Here is a 15991-nt window from a genome sequence, read left to right as displayed (position 1 = left end):
TGGATCACGGCGGTCCGGCCTTGTAACCGACACCGCGGACGGTCAGCACGATCTCCGGGTTCTCGGGATCCTTCTCCACCTTCGCCCGCAACCGCTGCACGTGGACGTTCACCAGGCGGGTGTCGGCGGCGTGCCGGTAGCCCCAGACCTGCTCGAGCAGGACCTCACGGGTGAACACCTGGCGCGGCTTACGAGCCAGGGCGACGAGCAGGTCGAACTCCAGCGGCGTCAGCGAGATCTGCGCGCCGCCGCGGCTGACCTTGTGCGCGGGCACATCGATCACGATATCGGCGATCGACAGCAGCTCGGCGGGCTCCTCCTCGGTCCGGCGCAGGCGGGCCCGCACCCGGGCGACGAGCTCCTTCGGCTTGAAGGGCTTGACGATGTAATCGTCGGCGCCCGATTCCAGACCCAGCACGACGTCGACCGTGTCGGTCTTCGCCGTGAGCATCACGATCGGAACCCCGGAATCGGCCCGCAGCACACGGCACACGTCGATGCCGTTCATGCCGGGCAGCATCAGGTCCAGCAACACCAGATCGGGGCGGATCTCGCGAACCGCCGCCAGGGCCTGTGTGCCGTCGCCGACCACGTGCGGGTCGAACCCTTCCCCGCGCAAGACGATCGTGAGCATCTCGGCGAGTGCCATATCGTCGTCGACGACCAGAATCTTCGGCTTCATAACTACTATGTTGTCATCTCCCAGGCCAGGATCGGGCCGCCACGCCAACACTGGTGCGAACCCACGGCACAGCCAACCCTATCGACCAACGATTTCGGCGATCCGCGCGGCCAGCTCAGCCGGGCCGTCGTCGGATCGGTATGTCCACCAGGGTCCGCGCCAGTCGCGTTCGGCCAGCTCACGGTACACCGCGCCGGTCCGGTGCTGCAGACCGCCGTCACGCTCGTAGGCGTCGAGGGCGCGCTCGGCGTCGAGTTCGCCACGCCTGCGGGCACGCTCGGCCGCGAGTTCGGTGGGTACATCCAGCAACACCTGCAGGGCGGGCACGGGCAGCGCGAATCTGCCGAACTCCAATTCGCCCACCCAGTCCACGATTTCACCGTCGGCCGACTGACCGAGCCGGGCGGCCGAGTAGGCGGCGTTGGAGGCGACATAGCGATCCAGGAGTACAACGTCGTTGTCGGCCAACAGCTTCGACAGTTCATCCAGCGCGTCCGCGCGGTCCAGCGCGAACAGCAGGGCCATGCCGCTGACCGAGCCCGCGAGGTCGCCGTGCGCGCCACGCAGCGCCTCGGCCGCCAGATCGGCGTGCACCGAGACGCGGTAGCGCGGGAAGGCCACCGTCGCGACGCGCAGCCCGCGCCCACGCAGATCGGCGACAACCCGCTCGATCAGCGTCCGCTTGCCGGCGCCGTCGAGCCCCTCGACCGCTATCAGCACTCCCATGACCAGGCAGACTACCCCGCCGACCGCCCGCAGGTGACAGCAGCTCACCAGCGCATATACCCAGCTGCCCGGCCGGGCGCCGGGGTCACCGCGCAGCTCGGCCCGCCCCGACCGCCGTCAGTTCGTACTCGCCGATCCGGATCGCTCCTGGGCCCGAGAAGGGTCTCCGATTCAGTAGGCCGGCGCGGGAGAAGCGGAGGCCGCAGGCACCTTCAGTGCCCGCGGCATCCGGGGATTTCGCGGCTCAGTAGCGGTAGTGGTCCGGCTTGTACGGGCCCTCGACGTCGACGCCGATGTACTCGGCCTGGTCCTTGGTGAGCTTGGTGAGCTCGCCGCCGAGCGCTTCGACGTGGATGCGGGCGACCTTCTCGTCCAGGTGCTTCGGCAGCCGGTAGACCTCGTTGTCGTACTGCTCGGGCTTGGTCCACAGCTCGATCTGGGCGATCACCTGGTTGGAGAAGCTGTTGGACATCACGAACGACGGATGGCCGGTCGCGTTGCCGAGGTTGAGCAGACGCCCCTCGGACAGCACCAGGATCGAGCGGCCGCTCTCCTTGAACGTCCACAGGTCGACCTGCGGCTTGATGGTCAACTTCGTTGCGCCGGAACGCTCCAGCGCCGCCATGTCGATCTCGTTGTCGAAGTGGCCGATGTTGCCCAGGATGGCCTGGTCCTTCATCGCCTTCATGTGCTCGAGGGTGATGATGTCCTTGTTGCCGGTCGCCGTGATGACGATGTCGGCCTCGCCGATCGCGTTCTCCACGGTCACCACGTCGTAGCCGTCCATCAGCGCCTGCAGCGCGTTGATCGGGTCGATCTCGGTGACCTGCACCCGGGCGCCCTGTCCGGCAAGCGATTCCGCGCAACCCTTGCCGACATCGCCGTAGCCGCAGATCAATATCTTCTTGCCGCCGATGAGCACGTCGGTGCCGCGGTTGATGCCGTCGATCAGCGAGTGGCGGGTGCCGTACTTGTTGTCGAACTTGCTCTTGGTGACCGAGTCGTTGACGTTGATCGCGGGGAACACCAGTTCACCCGCCGCCGCGAACTGGTAGAGCCGCAGCACGCCGGTGGTGGTCTCCTCGGTGACGCCGCGCACCGACTCGGCGATCTTGCTCCACTTGCCCCGGTCGGTCTCGAACCGCTCGCGCAGCAGGTTCAGGAAGACCTTGTACTCGGCCGAGTGATCCTCGTCGTCGGGCGGCACCACGCCGGCCTTCTCGAACTGCGCGCCGCGCAGCACGAGCATGGTGGCGTCGCCGCCGTCGTCGAGGATCATGTTGGCCGGTTCACCCGGCCAGGTGAGCATCTGCTCGGCGGCCCACCAGTACTCCTCCAGCGTCTCGCCCTTCCAGGCGAACACCGGGGTGCCCTTGGGCTCCTCGACGGTGCCGTTCGGGCCGACGACGACGGCGGCCGCCGCGTGGTCCTGGGTGGAGAAGATGTTGCAGGAGGCCCAGCGGACCTCGGCGCCGAGGCTGGTCAGGGTCTCGATCAGCACCGCGGTCTGCACGGTCATGTGCAGCGAGCCGGAGATGCGCGCGCCCTGCAGCGGCCGCACCTCGGCGTATTCACGGCGCAGCGCCATCAGACCGGGCATCTCGTGTTCGGCCAGGCGGATCTCTTTGCGGCCGAAATCGGCCAGCGACAGATCCGCCACCTTGTAGTCGATGCCGTTGCGGACATCGGCGGTCAACGACGTGCGTGCGGGAAGTTCTGAGGTGGTCATCAGCCTCTCCTGGTTCGGCAAGTACCGAGGCAAGGCTAGTCGCTCACGGCCGGGTGCGGACGACGCGGCCGTCCTCTTCGCCCGGCCCGGCGCGAACCTGGGTCGCGCCGGGGCACCGATGCGCCCGTTACGCGGTGACCCCGCGGGCCGCCAGGATGCGGCGGCGCTTGCGCGGCTGGATGTTCGCCAGCGTGATGTCGCCGCCGTAGTGGGCGAGGACGCGGTCGTCCATCATCCAGCGCCACAGCGGCGGGATGGCGGCCAGCACGATCATGGCGGCATAACCCGCGGGCAGTTGCGGGGCCTGTTCGGAGGTCCGCAGCGTCTGGTAGCGACGGCCGGGATTGGCGTGGTGGTCGCTGTGGCGCTGCAGGTGGAACAGGAAGATGTTGGTGACCAGGTGGTCGCTGTTCCAGCTGTCGCGCGGCGAGCAGCGGGCGTACCTGCCGTTCGGGCGGCGCGCCCGCAGCAGGCCGTAGTGCTCGACATAGTTCACCGTCTCCAGCAGGCCGAAGCCGATCACGGCCTGCAACAGCAGCCAGGGAAGCACTTGGTAGCCGAACGCGGCGATCAGGGAGCCGAACAGCACCACCGTCATCGACCAGGCTTGCAGGATGTGGTTGTGCACGCTCCACCAGCCCTTGCCCTTGCGCGCGAGCCGTTCGCGCTCGAGCGCGATCGCGGAGCGGAAGCTGCCGGACACGCTGCGGGGCAGGAACTCCCACAGCGACTCGCCCAGCCGGGCGCTGGCCGGATCCTCCGGGGTGGCCACGCGCACGTGGTGGCCGCGATTGTGCTCGACGAAGAAGTGCCCGTAACCGGACTGCGCGAGCGCGAGCTTGGCCAGCCAGCGCTCCATGTGCTCGACCCGGTGCCCGAGTTCGTGGGCGGCGTTGATGCCGATGCCGCTGACGAATCCGAGGGTGGTGGCCAGACCGAACTTGTCGATCGTGCTCAGCTCGTCGCCGGCCCACATGTAGCTCGCGATGACCAAGCCGATCAGCTGGACCGGGAGCATCAGATAGGTGCACCACCGGTAGTACCGATCGTTGGACAGCAGCTCGTAGTCCTCGTCCCTGGGGTTGCTCCCGTCCACGCCGACCGCCCAGTCCAGCACCGGGATGACGATCAGCACGATGATCGGGCCGATCCACCAGAAGACCGCGGAACCGGTGTGCAGCACCAGTTGTGACGGCAGCAATGCCGACGAGGGCGCGAGCAAGCCGAGAACCCACAGATGGCGTTTGGGATCGGCCGATCCCGTCGGTTTGCCAACCGTTTGCACTATTGCTCCACTCAGAGAAGACCCGAACACCGTCGCCTGAGAATACTTCTTGACTTGTGGTCCGTTACAACGATGCCGTCGGTTGAAACGTGATCGCTATTACAAGCCGGGCAGTCTGTTTTCAATGTGCTGCATATGCGCCAGGTCGCGCACCGGTTGCCCGTCAGGGCTCAGCTCTGCACCCGCGCGGCGAGGATCGCTTCGACATATGGGCTCAGCAGCGCGCTCAGTTCCTCGGGCGCGTCGCGCCCCGGACCAGGCGGAGTGGGGATGTAGCTGAGGGCGATTCGCACCAGCGCGTGCGCGATGACGTCCGATTCGGCCGCCGTCGACGCCACCCAGCTGTGCTGGAAAGCGCCCGACAGCCGCTCGGTCGCGTGCTCGAGCAACGGCCCCGCGTCGAGCGTGATCAGGCGCAGCAGATCCAGCTTGACCTCACCCGCCACCAGCGACTGCACCAATGGATCGGACGCCGCGTCGAACAGGAAATTCGTTATCCCGTCGCGGAAAGCCGCGCGGACGTCACCGACGTTGCCGTTGATGGCCGCGTCGACGTGATCGACCAGGAAGTCCGCCAAGCGCAGCGCGTAGGCCTGGGAGAGTCCGCTGCGCGAGCCGAATTCGTTGTACAGCGTCTGCCTGCTCACGCCGGCCCTGGCCGCGACGTCACCGAGCGTGATCTTGGACCAATCCCGCTCGGTGAGCAGCTCGCGCATCGCGTCCAGGACCGACGTCCGCAGCAGATCCCGCGCGGCCTCCTGGTAGGGAATCCTGGTTCCGTTCCGCGGCATACCCGCGACACTGTCACGGGCGCCTGCCGCAGTCAAAATCTCACGACCGTTCGATTTCGACCATGAAGAAGTCCGCTTTCGCGGCGCCACAGTCCGGACAGGTCCAGTCGTCGGGGATGTCGTCCCAGCGGGTCCCCGGGGCGATGCCGTCCTCCGGCCAGCCCTCGGCTTCGTCGTACTCGAAGCCACACTGGATGCACTGATACAGCTTGTACTCGGTCATTTCATACTCCCCATCGGCTCGAAGTCGATCTTCTCCCGCACGCCGCAGTCCGGACAGCACCAGTCGTCCGGCACCGTCTCCCACCGGGTGCCCGGCGGAAAGCCCTCGTGCGGGGCGCCTTTCGCTTCATCGAAGACGTAGTCGCAGACGGGGCAGCGATACGCGCTCACGCCGTCTCCTTTCGGACACAGGCGCAACCCTCCGCGGTGGTCACTCGCCGCCACCTCCGGCCTCGGACGCTCATGCCGTGGCCTTTCCCGCTGAAGCGGCGCCGTAACGCGCCAGCACCTTCTCCCGCTTGCCCGGATCTATGTTGGCGCGGGTGATGTCGCCGTCGTAGTGCGCGAGCACCCGCTTGTCCATGACGCGACGCCACAGCGGCGGGAAGTAGGCGAGCAGGATCATGCTGGCGTAGCCGCTCGGCAGGTTCGGCGCGCCGTCCCAGCTGCGCAACGTCTGGTAGCGCCGGGTGGGGTAGGCGTGATGGTCGCTGTGCCGCTGGAGGTGGTACAGGAAGATGTTGGTGACGATGTGGTCGCTGTTCCAGCTGTGCACCGGGGCGGGCCGCTCGTACCGGCCGCTCGCCGTGCGCTGCCGCACCAGGCCGTAGTGCTCCAGGTAGTTGACCGCCTCCAGCAGGCTGAAGCCCACCACCGCCTGCAGGATCAGGTACGGCAGCAACTCGACGCCGAACACCGCGACCAGGACCGCGAACAGCGCCGCCGACATCAGCCAGGCGCTGAGCACTTCGTTGCGCGGGCTCCACGGCTTCTTGCCGAGCCGTTCCAGCCGGGCCTTCTCCAGCTGCCAGGACGACTTCAGGCTGCCCCACACAGTGCGCGGCCAGAAGGCCCAGAACGTCTCGCCCACCCGGGAGCTCGCGGGATCCTCGGGGGTGGCGACGCGCACGTGGTGGCCGCGATTGTGCTCGATGTAGAAGTGCCCGTAGCAGGACTGGGCCAGCGCGATGCGCGACAGCCAGCGCTCCAGGTCGACCTTCTTGTGGCCGAGTTCGTGCGCGGTGTTGATGCCGATGCCGCCGATCATGCCGACGGTGATCGCCAGGCCGATCTTGTCCACCACGTGCAGCCCGCCATCGATGCCGAGCCAGCTGACGTTGTCGGCGGTGATCAGATAGGCCGCCATCACCAGCGCGGCGTACTGGAACGGCAGGTACAGGTAGGTGAGGTAGCGGTAGTACCTGTCGTTCTCCAGGTACTCCATCACCTCGTCGGGCGGATTGTCGCCGTCCGGGCCGAAGAAGACGTCCGCGATCGGGATCAGCACGTAGATCAGGATCGGCCCGAGCCAGAACGGCACCTGCGCCAGGCGATGCCAGCCGAGCTCGTTCAGTGCCCAGATCAGCGGCAGGCCGATGGTGAACAGGCCGGTCGGGGCGAACAGCCCCCACAGCCACATATAACGCTTGCGGTCCCGCCAGGCCGGCACCTCGACCGGCTGCGCGGACATGTCGGCGTGCGTCGACATCGTCGTCTCCATTCCGAACGGCGCGTCAGCTGTGACGCGCATTACCTCACTTATGGACGATAGAGGCATATTTGTCGCATGTCTATACAAATGCGACAATTTGTAAACTCGCTCGGATGCCGAAAGCCCCGGCCGGATGTCATCCGGCCGGGGCTCGTCTGGAAGGAACGCGGCTAGGTCACCGCAGCAGGACGTCGGCGCCGGCGGGCAGGGCGTCTACCGGCCACCAGCGCAGGTCGGTGGACTCATGGCTGCGCACCGGGATCGCGCCCGCGGGGGCGGTGATGCGGAACAGGAGGTCCAAGTGCCTGGTGGGCGTACCGAGCGAACAGGTGATGGGATGCGCCTGCGCGCCGTAGAGGCCCGGATGCAGGCGCAGGTCGGCGATGCCGGACTCCTCGGTCGCTTCGCGCAGCGCGGCGCCCGCGACCGTCTCGTCCCCCTCCTCACAGTGACCACCGAGCTGGATCCAGCGCCCGACCCGCGGATGCAGGGTGAGCAGCACCTCGCGACCGTCGTGGGAGAACACCACCGCGGATGCGGTGATGTGCCCGGGCGCGTGCTCACGCAGGCAGCCACGCGGCGCGGAGCCGAGGAAGGCCAGCATCGCCTCGCGCAGCGAGCGCTCCGGATCGGTCGCGGGACCCCAGGTCGCGAGCAGCTCGGTCGCCGAGGCGTGCAGCGATTCCGCGCTCATCGGTGACCCGCCGTTGCGCGGAGGGCGATCCGTCCGATCACAGCTCGACCAGCCCGGAGCCCGCGCCGGGCGCCTGGCGCGGGGTCAGCTCCTCGAGTGGATGGCCGATGGCGACGGCGCCCAGCGGACTCCAGTCCTCGGCCAGGCCCAGCACCTCACGGGTGACCTCGGGCGCGAAGATCGTGGACCCGATCCAGCAGCTGCCGATTCCCTCGGTGGCCAAGGCGACCAGCAGCCCCTGCACCGCGGCACCCACCGCGACGGTGAACATGGTGCGCTCGTCGGCCCGCCTGCGCTCGTCCGGGTAGTCGTGCGCACCGTCCGGCACACAGAACGGAATGATCACCTCGGGTGCGTCGAACAGGATGCGCCCGCGCGCGACCCGGCGCTCGATCCGCTCCGGCGGCAGGCCGTCCGCGGCCAGATCCGCGCGCCACTTCCGCGCCATCGCCTCGAGCAGCCGAGTGCGCAGCTCCGGCGTGCGCAGCCACACGAACCGCACGGGCCGGGTGTGGTGCGGAGCGGGCGCGGTCAGCGCGATCGACACCGCCGAGCGGATCCGCTCCGGATCGACGGGCGCGTCGGAGAACTGACGGATCGAGCGACGCAGCAGGATCGCCTCCCTGCGACCGCGTTCGATCGCCTCCGCGGTGCCCAGCCAGAACAGATCGTCGGTGCCGCCACGGAGCAGATCGGTGGCGGCGGAGCCGTCGTCGACGATCGGCAGCCCGCGCACCACGGCCACCGGGACACCGCCGAGCTTGCCCTTGACCAGGTCCGCTGCCGCGGCCAGTTCGTCGGCCACGGCCACCTGCGTGACGAACAGCTCGTTGCCCTGGCCGTCGACCGTGCCCGCGTAGTCGTGCAGCACGCGCAGGCCCGCGGCGCCGATGGCCGCGTCGGTCTGCCCATTGCGCCAGGCGCGGCCCATCGTGTCGGTGACGACCACCGCGACCGTCACGCCCAGTCGTTCCGCGAGCGCGGCGCGTAGCGCCTTGGCGCTGGCGTCCGGGTCGGTGGGCAGCAGCACGAGCTCGCCCTGTTCGACGTTCGAGCCGTCGACACCGGAGGCCGCCTGCACGATCCCCAGCTTGTTCTCGGTGATCAGCGTGCGCCCCCGGCGCGCGAGCACCCGCACCGCCTCCTGGTCGACGAGCCCGCGCCGCACGGCGTCGCGCTCCTCGGGGTCCAACGGAGCTTCCACGATGCGGCCCTCGACCTTGGCGACGATCTTGCTGGTGACCACCAGCACGTCACCGTCGGCGAGCCAGGGCGCGCAGCGGGCGATCTGCTCGGCGAGGTCATCGCCGGGGCGGAATTCGGGCAGGCCGGTGACCGGCAGGATGCGCAGCTCTCCGGCCGCGTGGTCGATCGATGTGCTCACAGGGCGACTCCGGCGAGATCCAGCGCCGCACGCACCATTTCGGCGGTCGTGGGCGGGTCGGTCATCAACAAGGGCACGCTGCGTACCTCCACTCCGGGCACCTCGGCGGTGTCGGTGCTGTGGATCAGCCAGCCGTCCAGGATCCCGGTGGCCGAGCGGGCTCCGTAGTACCGGCCGATCGCCTCGGCGGTGGTTTCCACGCCGATCACCGACAGGCACTCGTCGGCCATACCGCGCAACGGCTTCCCGTCGATCACGCCGGACACGCCGATCACCTTGGCCGCGGTGGTGCGCAGCGCGCCGCGGATACCAGGCACGGCGAGGATGGCGCCGATGCTCACGACGGGGTTCGACGGAGCGAGGAGAACCGCGTCGGCGGATTCTATGATATCGATCACATTTGGGGCAGGTTTGGCTTCATCGGCGCCAATTGTGGCGAATCCATGGGTGTCGATGTTCGCGCGGTAGCGAACCCACCACTCTTGAAAATGGATCGCGCGCCGTTCGCCAGGGTTGTCCGGATCGGTCACCACGACATGCGTTTCGCAGCGATCGTCGGTTGCCGGGATCAGTTTCACGCCGGGCTGCCACCTGTTGCACAGCGCCTCGGTCACCGTCGAGAGCCGGTATCCGGCGCGCAACATTTCGGTACGAATCAGATGCGTGGCGATATCGCGGTCCCCCAAGCCGAACCAGTCCGGCTGGGCCCGATACTTCGCGAGCTCCTCCTTGGCGTGCCAGGTTTCGCCCACACGGCCCCAGCCGCGCTCGGTATCGATACCTCCGCCGAGGGTATACATGCAGGTGTCGAGGTCGGGGCAGATCCGAAGGCCGTGCATCCAGACGTCGTCGCCGACGTTCACGATCGCGGAGACGTCCGCCTCGGGCAGCAGCTCCCGGACGCCCTGAAGGAAACGCGCGCCACCGACGCCGCCGACCAGCACGGCGACCCGGGGTCCGTTCGCGGGTGTGGCGTCCGCTTGTTGTCCAGTCACATCCGCACAGCCTATGCGCTGGCGTGGCGGCTCCCGTTCGCGGCAAATTTGCTGTTTATTTGCTATTGCAGATCACAAGATCGTCTCGGAATGCGGGTGCGGATAGTAACGGAATAGCGACGGCGGCTTGACCATCGACGCGTCCGGCGTGTCTAATCACAGTCATGTCATTCCGGGTTCGCGCGAGAGATCAACGCGCGAACGGTATTTCGAACACCTGTTCGCATCGGTGTGACAAGTTCGGGGACGTCCGCGGGACAACGTCGCGGGGTATGGCCGTCGGTGCATGTGTTGGTCCGACGGAAAGAATCATTCTGCGCTAACACACAGTGAGGAGGCGGAGCGATGGCCAACGAGATGGTCTCGCCGACCGATTCCACAGCAGGCGCAGCACGTGGCGTCTGCGCAGACAACGGCGGCTGGAAGGACCAAGAGGGGGGTGACGGAGTCACGACGCCCCGGCTCAGCCTGGTCGTGACCGGCTTCGACGAGATGTTCGAATCCATCGAGGAGCAGTGGCAGGAGCGCGCCCTGTGCGCGCAGACCGATCCGGAGGCGTTCTTCCCCGAGAAGGGCGGCTCCACCCGTGAGGCCAAACGGATCTGCATGGGCTGCGAGGTACGCGACGAGTGCTTGGAGTACGCGCTCGCGCACGATGAGCGCTTCGGCATCTGGGGCGGCCTCTCCGAGCGGGAGCGCCGCCGCCTCAAGCGCGGCATCGGCTGACAGACGTACGCGGCGCCCGGAGCCGCCCGCCCACCAGGGCGCTCCGGGCGCGCGCGACACGGCCGAAGTTCTCCCACCGCCTCGGTGCGGACGGCCGCGGCCCGCTGGCCTAGATTTTGTCTCATGGCACGTTCCCGTAAGCGTCGACCGCCCACCGCGCGGTCGGTGATCCGCCGTGGCCGCGGAGTACGCGGGCCGATGCTGCCACCCACCGTTCCCGCTTGGCGGACCCGCGGCCAGAAATTCGACCGGCTGGTGCTGGAGGCGTTCGCCCCCTTGGACTCCCGCTGGCACGACCGGCTCACCAAACTCGACATCGCGGTCGACGACGTTCCGAAAATTCGTCCGCTGCACCCCGATTCGGTCACCTGGCCGGACGAGGTGGTCGCCGACGGCCCGGTCCCGCTCTCCCGGCTCATCCCGGCAGGCGTCGACCGGCACGGCGCGGCGACCAGGGCGCGGGTGGTGCTGTTCCGCAAGCCGCTCGAACTACGCGCCAGCGACCCCGACGATCTGGTGGATCTGCTGCGCGAAGTGCTGGTCCAACAGGTCGCGACCTACCTGGGCGTCGACCCGGACGTGATCGATCCGGAAGCCGAGTGAGTCGCACCCATCCACGCGGCGGCGGTCCTCGAATGCCGTTGCGGGGCAGGCGCGGGCAGGTGTAGGCCGCCGGTCGCCGGGTACCCCTGCACTTCCACTCTCGACAGACCACTCGCGGCGTCCGGGACACCGATGCCCGCGCGCCCAAGGGGACGTCGTCCACAACGCCGCAGAGCGCGTCGCGCGCACTGCGGAACGCCGTGCTGCCCTCGTTTCGTGGCATGCGGACCGAGATTCCTCGAGCGTGTCTGTCCCCATCGACGCGCCAGGGGGGTTACTCTCATCGGCGTGATTCCCATGCGTCGTTGCTGCCGTCCAGGCTGCAAGAATCCGGCCGTCGCGACGCTCACCTATGTGTACTCGGACTCGACGGCAGTGGTCGGACCACTCGCGACGGTCGCCGAACCGCACTCCTGGGATCTCTGCGAAACGCACGGCTCACGCATCACCGCTCCGAAAGGCTGGGAACTGGTTCGCCACGAAGGCGGATTCTCCTCCAGCACACCGGACGACGACGATCTGACCGCGCTCGCCGAGGCGGTGCGGGAGGCCGGGCTGCGCCGCCGCCCGCCGGAGCGCGAGCAGCGCGGCTACCACGACTACTCTCCCCCGCCGCCGCGTACCACGCGAACGGGTCGCCGCGGCCATCTGCGCGTCCTGCCCGACCCGCCGTCCTGATCGACGAGGACGGTGTCGGACCGGTCGGGCGCAACCACTAGGGTGTTGGGCATGACAGTCGCCCGCTCTGCCGAATTCGTGAACGCGGTGATCAAGGCCTACGACGTTCGCGGTGTGGTCGGTGAACAGATCGACGCGGAATTCGTCAGGGACGTCGGCGCGTCCTTCGCCCGGCTGATGCGCGCCGAGGGCGCGCACCGGATCGTCATCGGTCACGACATGCGCGACTCCTCACCCGAGCTGTCGGCCGCCTTCGCCGACGGCGCGCTCGGCCAAGGCCTGGATGTGGTGCACATCGGCCTCGCGTCCACCGACCAGCTGTACTTCGCCTCCGGCCGCCTGGACTGCCCGGGCGCCATGTTCACCGCCAGTCACAATCCGGCCCGGTACAACGGCATCAAGCTGTGTCGCGCCAAAGCCCTTCCGGTCGGGCAGGACACCGGCCTGGCCACCATCAAGAACGAGCTGATCGAGGGCGTGCCCGCGTACGCGGGCGAGCGCGGCGCCGCGACCGAACTGGACCTGCTGGCCGAATACGCGGAGTTCCTGCGCAGTCTGGTCGAGCTCGGCGGCATCCGGCCCCTCACCATCGCGGTGGACGCGGGCAACGGCATGGGCGGCCACACGGTGCCCGCGGTTCTGGGCGCGCTGCCCCAGGTGAAGATCGTGCCGCTGTACTTCGAGCTGGACGGCAACTTCCCGAACCACGAGGCCAACCCGCTCGACCCGGCCAACCTGGTGGACCTGCAGAAGCTGGTCCGCGAATCCGGCGCGGACATCGGCTTGGCCTTCGACGGCGACGCCGACCGCTGCTTCGTGGTCGACGAGAACGGCGAGCCGGTGTCGCCGTCGGCGATCACCGCCCTGGTCGCCGAGCGCGAGCTGGGCAAGGAGCCCGGCGCGGTGATCATCCACAACCTGATCACCTCCCGCGCGGTCCCGGAGCTGGTGCACGAGCTGGGCGGGACGCCGGTGCGCACCCGGGTCGGCCACTCGTTCATCAAGCAGGAGATGGCCGCCACCGGAGCGGTGTTCGGCGGCGAGCACTCCGCGCACTACTACTTCCGCGACTTCTGGGGCGCCGACTCCGGGATGCTCGCCGCCCTGCACGTGCTGGCCGCGCTCGGCGAGAAGGACCGGCCGGTGTCGGATCTGATGGCGTCTTACGCGGCCTACGCGGCCTCCGGCGAGATCAACTCCACGGTGGCCGACGCCGCGGAGCGGACATCGGCCGTGGTGGACGCCTTCGCGGACCGCGCGCACTCGGTGGACCGCCTCGACGGGGTGACCGTGCAGCTGGCCGACAACGCCTGGTTCAACCTGCGCGCGTCGAACACCGAGCCGTTGCTCCGGCTGAATGTCGAGGCCCGATCGGCGGAGGAAGTAGACGCACTCGTGACCGAGATCCTGAGCATCGTGCGCTCCTGACTGGAATAGTGGAATCACAGGCCTTGGATTCGCCCGGCTCGGTCTCGGTGTGGCAGCTGGACCGGGTGGGCGCGGGGGCGGAAAAGATACAGCGCGATGAGGGGAGGTGGGACGCCCGATGATCGCTGGAACACCGGTGCTCGACCTCGACGATGCCGCTTCACTCGAGGCCGCCGACGCAGGCGGCGCCCTTCGCTCGGCCGCCTCGGGCGGCGCCCAGGTGCGCGCTACCGCGGCCGCCGTGGGTGAGCACGCGCTCGCCCGATTGGCCGATCTGCGGCCGCGCAGCGTGGTGCTGGTCTCCGGTTCCGGACGTGCCGCGCGGGCCGCCGGATTGCTCGTGGCCGCACTCGGGGACCGCGCGGGCCTGCCCGTCGTGCCCGCCGCCGCCCTCCCGCCGTGGGTGGGACCGCTCGACGTGGTCCTGGTCTCCGGCGACGACGCGGGTGATCCCCGCCTGATCGATGCCGTCGACCGGGCGCTGCGCCGCGGCGCCGAGGTGGTCGTCGCCGCGCCGCACGAGGGGCCGCTGCGCGCCGCCGCGGCCGGTCGCGCCGCCGTTCTGGAACCGAGGGTGCAGGTGCTCGGGCACAACCGCCTGTTGCGCTTCCTGGCCGCCGGAATCGCGGTCCTGCGCGCGGTCGACCCCCAGCGCACCGGATCCGCCGTGCCCGAACTCGCCGAACTGGCCGACGTGCTGGACGCGGAGGCGCTGCGCGACGGCCCGCACAACGAGGTCTTCCACAATCCCGCCAAGACGCTGGCGGCCCGCATGCAGCAGCGGGGCATCGTGCTCGCGGGCGATTCGCCCGCCGCCGCCGAACTGGCCGAGCACGGCGCCGAGGTGCTGCTGCAGACCGCGGGCAAGGTGGCCACCGCGGTGGATCTGGCCGAGGCCGTTTCGGCGCGGACCCGGATCGCCGAGGCGGCGGGCGAACCCGCGCCCGGCTTCGACCCGATGTTCCACGACGAGGAGCTGGACGGCCCCGCGCCCGTGGAGCGCATCCGGGTGTTCGTGCTCAGCGCCGATCGCGATCGTGCGGCCGCGCGCCGCCGCGTCGCCATCTTCGGCGGTGGTGGACCGAATCTGGTGGACGCCGACCTGGTGAACGCCGATGTCGATCTGCTGCACACCGAGATGACCGACCCCGCCGCTCCCGCGCAGGCCCACGCCGAAGAGCCCGCGCAGGCGAACGGCACCGAACTCGAACAGCTCGCGGTGCTCGCGCTGCGACTGGAGATGGCCGCCGCCTACCTGCGGCTGATCGGCGCGCGTACCGCCGCGACCGACGGCCAGGGGCAGTACGGGGGAAGCTACTAGTGCACGAACTCGTTGGTGCGCTGCGCTCGTATGCCTGGGGCTCGCGCACCGCGCTCGCACAGCTGTGCGGCAGGCCGGTGCCATCGGCGCATCCGGAAGCGGAATTGTGGTTCGGCGCCCACCCGGCCGACCCGGCGTACGTCAGGATCGGGGACAGCCCCACCTCGCTGCTGGAACTGATCGCCGACGACCCGGACCGGGAGTTGGGCTCGGCCGCAACCAGGTTCGGCGAGAAGCTGCCGTTCCTGCTCAAGGTCCTGGCCGCGGAGGAGCCGCTGTCGCTGCAGGCGCACCCGAGCACCGAACAGGCGCGGGCCGGCTTCGACAGGGAGAATCGGGCGAAGGTGCCGCTTGATTCACCACTGCGCAACTACCGCGACGACAATCACAAGCCCGAGCTGGTCGTCGCGCTGGAGCGGTTCGAGGCGCTGGCCGGTTTCCGCGAACCGCACCGCACCGTCGCATTGTTGCGCGCGCTGGCGGTGGACGGGTTGCGCTCCTACTGCGAACTCCTCGCCGCGCAGCCGGATTCCGCGGGCCTGCGCACGCTGTTCACCACCTGGATCACGCTGCCGCAGCACGTGCTCGCCACGCTGCTGCCCGAAGTGCTGGACGGGTGCGTGCGATATCTGTCCGGCAAGGGCACGCGCGAATTCACGGCCGAGGCGCGCACGACGCTCGAACTGGCCGAGGCCTACCCCGGCGACGCCGGTGTGCTTGCGGCGCTGCTGCTGAACCGGGTGACGCTGGAGCCGGGCCAGGGCTTGTTCCTCGCGGCCGGGAATCTGCACGCCTACCTGCGCGGGGTGGCGGTGGAGATCATGGCCAACTCCGACAATGTGCTGCGCGGCGGCCTCACCCCCAAGCACGTCGACGTGCCGGAACTGTTGCGGGTGCTGGATTTCGAGCCGATCGGCCTGCCGGTGGTGCTCCCCGAGCCGGCCGGTGACGGATCGGTGCGCTACCGGACGCCCGCCCCCGAGTTCGCGCTGCGCCGCTTCGACCTGGTCGCCGGGTCCGCGCGGGTGCCGCTGACCGCGGCGGGGCCGGGCATCGTGCTGTGCACGGCGGGAACCGTGCGCCTGTTCCGCGACGGCTCGTCGCTGGAACTCACCCGCGGCGGCGCGGCGTGGATCTCCGCCGCCGACAGCGATATCCGCGCGCAGGCGGTGGACGGTCGCGTCCAGCTGTTCTGCGCGTGCGTCGGTGCGGCCGGCTGACCGATCCGGAACGCC

General features: G+C 69.0%; 17 protein-coding genes. 6 read left to right on the top strand and 11 right to left on the bottom strand.

Annotated features, from left to right (window positions below):
- Positions 1-4 precede the first annotated feature (4 nt).
- From mtrA to cofD, 11 genes are all read right to left on the bottom strand, one after another.
- Complete coding sequence (gene mtrA, locus ABZ803_RS31075; protein ID WP_174315456.1) at positions 5-691, bottom strand: MtrAB system response regulator MtrA; 687 nt, start codon at positions 689-691, stop codon at positions 5-7.
- Positions 692-760: 69 nt separating this feature from the next.
- On the bottom strand, positions 761-1408 hold the full coding sequence (locus tag ABZ803_RS31070; protein ID WP_357044774.1) for a dTMP kinase: 648 nt from the start codon (positions 1406-1408) through the stop codon (positions 761-763).
- 244 nt (positions 1409-1652) lie between these two features.
- Positions 1653-3137: an adenosylhomocysteinase gene (gene ahcY, locus ABZ803_RS31065; protein ID WP_357044772.1), complete on the bottom strand. Its 1485-nt coding sequence runs from the start codon at positions 3135-3137 to the stop codon at positions 1653-1655.
- A 127-nt stretch (positions 3138-3264) separates the two neighbouring features.
- On the bottom strand, positions 3265-4422 hold the full coding sequence (locus tag ABZ803_RS31060) for an alkane 1-monooxygenase (RefSeq protein ID WP_357044770.1): 1158 nt from the start codon (positions 4420-4422) through the stop codon (positions 3265-3267).
- 170 nt (positions 4423-4592) lie between these two features.
- The gene (locus tag ABZ803_RS31055; protein ID WP_357044768.1) at positions 4593-5213 is read right to left on the bottom strand and encodes a TetR family transcriptional regulator; all 621 of its coding nucleotides are present in this window, start codon (positions 5211-5213) and stop codon (positions 4593-4595) included.
- A gap of 40 nt (positions 5214-5253) precedes the next feature.
- Positions 5254-5436 carry a rubredoxin gene (locus tag ABZ803_RS31050; RefSeq protein WP_040869242.1) on the bottom strand — a complete coding sequence of 61 codons (183 nt, stop codon included), beginning with the start codon at positions 5434-5436 and terminating at the stop codon, positions 5254-5256.
- A complete protein-coding gene (locus tag ABZ803_RS31045; RefSeq protein ID WP_040869243.1) occupies positions 5433-5606 on the bottom strand; it encodes a rubredoxin in 174 nt (57 codons plus the stop codon). The genes ABZ803_RS31050 and ABZ803_RS31045 overlap by 4 nt, the downstream gene beginning before the upstream one ends.
- Positions 5607-5676: 70 nt before the next feature.
- Positions 5677-6924, bottom strand: coding sequence for an alkane 1-monooxygenase (locus ABZ803_RS31040; protein WP_357044767.1), 1248 nt, complete (start codon positions 6922-6924; stop codon positions 5677-5679).
- A 178-nt stretch (positions 6925-7102) separates the two neighbouring features.
- Positions 7103-7621 (bottom strand): NUDIX domain-containing protein, encoded by a 519-nt coding sequence (locus ABZ803_RS31035; protein ID WP_357044765.1) that lies wholly within the window; start codon positions 7619-7621, stop codon positions 7103-7105.
- Between the two features lie 37 nt (positions 7622-7658).
- Positions 7659-9005, bottom strand: coding sequence for a coenzyme F420-0:L-glutamate ligase (locus tag ABZ803_RS31030; protein WP_357044763.1), 1347 nt, complete (start codon positions 9003-9005; stop codon positions 7659-7661).
- Positions 9002-10000, bottom strand: coding sequence for a 2-phospho-L-lactate transferase (gene cofD / locus ABZ803_RS31025; RefSeq protein ID WP_357044761.1), 999 nt, complete (start codon positions 9998-10000; stop codon positions 9002-9004). The genes ABZ803_RS31030 and cofD overlap by 4 nt, the downstream gene beginning before the upstream one ends.
- A gap of 492 nt (positions 10001-10492) precedes the next feature.
- On the opposite strand from cofD, the gene ABZ803_RS31020 reads away from it, so the two are divergent.
- The 6 genes from ABZ803_RS31020 to manA all read left to right on the top strand — a co-directional run bounded on the left by ABZ803_RS31020 (position 10493) and on the right by manA (position 15976).
- Complete coding sequence (locus ABZ803_RS31020; RefSeq protein ID WP_029901515.1) at positions 10493-10726, top strand: WhiB family transcriptional regulator; 234 nt, start codon at positions 10493-10495, stop codon at positions 10724-10726.
- Positions 10727-10849: 123 nt separating this feature from the next.
- Entirely contained in the window at positions 10850-11329 is a 480-nt protein-coding gene (locus tag ABZ803_RS31015; RefSeq protein ID WP_168434228.1) for a metallopeptidase family protein, read from the top strand.
- A 288-nt stretch (positions 11330-11617) separates the two neighbouring features.
- Positions 11618-12007, top strand: coding sequence for a DUF3499 domain-containing protein (locus ABZ803_RS31010; protein WP_217999270.1), 390 nt, complete (start codon positions 11618-11620; stop codon positions 12005-12007).
- Positions 12008-12058: 51 nt separating this feature from the next.
- Entirely contained in the window at positions 12059-13435 is a 1377-nt protein-coding gene (locus tag ABZ803_RS31005; protein WP_357044759.1) for a phosphomannomutase/phosphoglucomutase, read from the top strand.
- 118 nt (positions 13436-13553) lie between these two features.
- A complete protein-coding gene (locus ABZ803_RS31000; RefSeq protein WP_062973824.1) occupies positions 13554-14756 on the top strand; it encodes a hypothetical protein in 1203 nt (400 codons plus the stop codon).
- A complete protein-coding gene (gene manA / locus ABZ803_RS30995) occupies positions 14756-15976 on the top strand; it encodes a mannose-6-phosphate isomerase, class I (protein ID WP_357044757.1) in 1221 nt (406 codons plus the stop codon). Before ABZ803_RS31000 ends, manA begins: the two co-directional genes overlap by 1 nt.
- The last annotated feature ends 15 nt before the right edge of the window (positions 15977-15991 follow it).

Origin of the sequence: Nocardia sp. NPDC047648, assembly GCF_040642815.1 — a bacterium.
Lineage (GTDB): Bacteria > Actinomycetota > Actinomycetes > Mycobacteriales > Mycobacteriaceae > Nocardia > Nocardia gamkensis.
The sequence above is the reverse complement of the archived record's forward strand: the minus strand, read 5'-3'. Positions and strand labels throughout refer to the sequence as shown.

Coding starts and splice junctions, on each gene's coding strand:
- ABZ803_RS31070 (WP_357044774.1), bottom strand. CDS start 1,408: ATGGGAGTGCTGATAGCGGTCGAGGGGCTCGACGGCGCCGGCAAGCGG.
- ahcY (WP_357044772.1), bottom strand. CDS start 3,137: ATGACCACCTCAGAACTTCCCGCACGCACGTCGTTGACCGCCGATGTC.
- ABZ803_RS31055 (WP_357044768.1), bottom strand. CDS start 5,213: ATGCCGCGGAACGGAACCAGGATTCCCTACCAGGAGGCCGCGCGGGAT.
- ABZ803_RS31050 (WP_040869242.1), bottom strand. CDS start 5,436: ATGACCGAGTACAAGCTGTATCAGTGCATCCAGTGTGGCTTCGAGTAC.
- ABZ803_RS31040 (WP_357044767.1), bottom strand. CDS start 6,924: ATGTCGACGCACGCCGACATGTCCGCGCAGCCGGTCGAGGTGCCGGCC.
- ABZ803_RS31035 (WP_357044765.1), bottom strand. CDS start 7,621: ATGAGCGCGGAATCGCTGCACGCCTCGGCGACCGAGCTGCTCGCGACC.
- ABZ803_RS31020 (WP_029901515.1), top strand. CDS start 10,493: ATGTTCGAATCCATCGAGGAGCAGTGGCAGGAGCGCGCCCTGTGCGCG.
- ABZ803_RS31015 (WP_168434228.1), top strand. CDS start 10,850: ATGGCACGTTCCCGTAAGCGTCGACCGCCCACCGCGCGGTCGGTGATC.
- ABZ803_RS31005 (WP_357044759.1), top strand. CDS start 12,059: ATGACAGTCGCCCGCTCTGCCGAATTCGTGAACGCGGTGATCAAGGCC.
- ABZ803_RS31000 (WP_062973824.1), top strand. CDS start 13,554: ATGATCGCTGGAACACCGGTGCTCGACCTCGACGATGCCGCTTCACTC.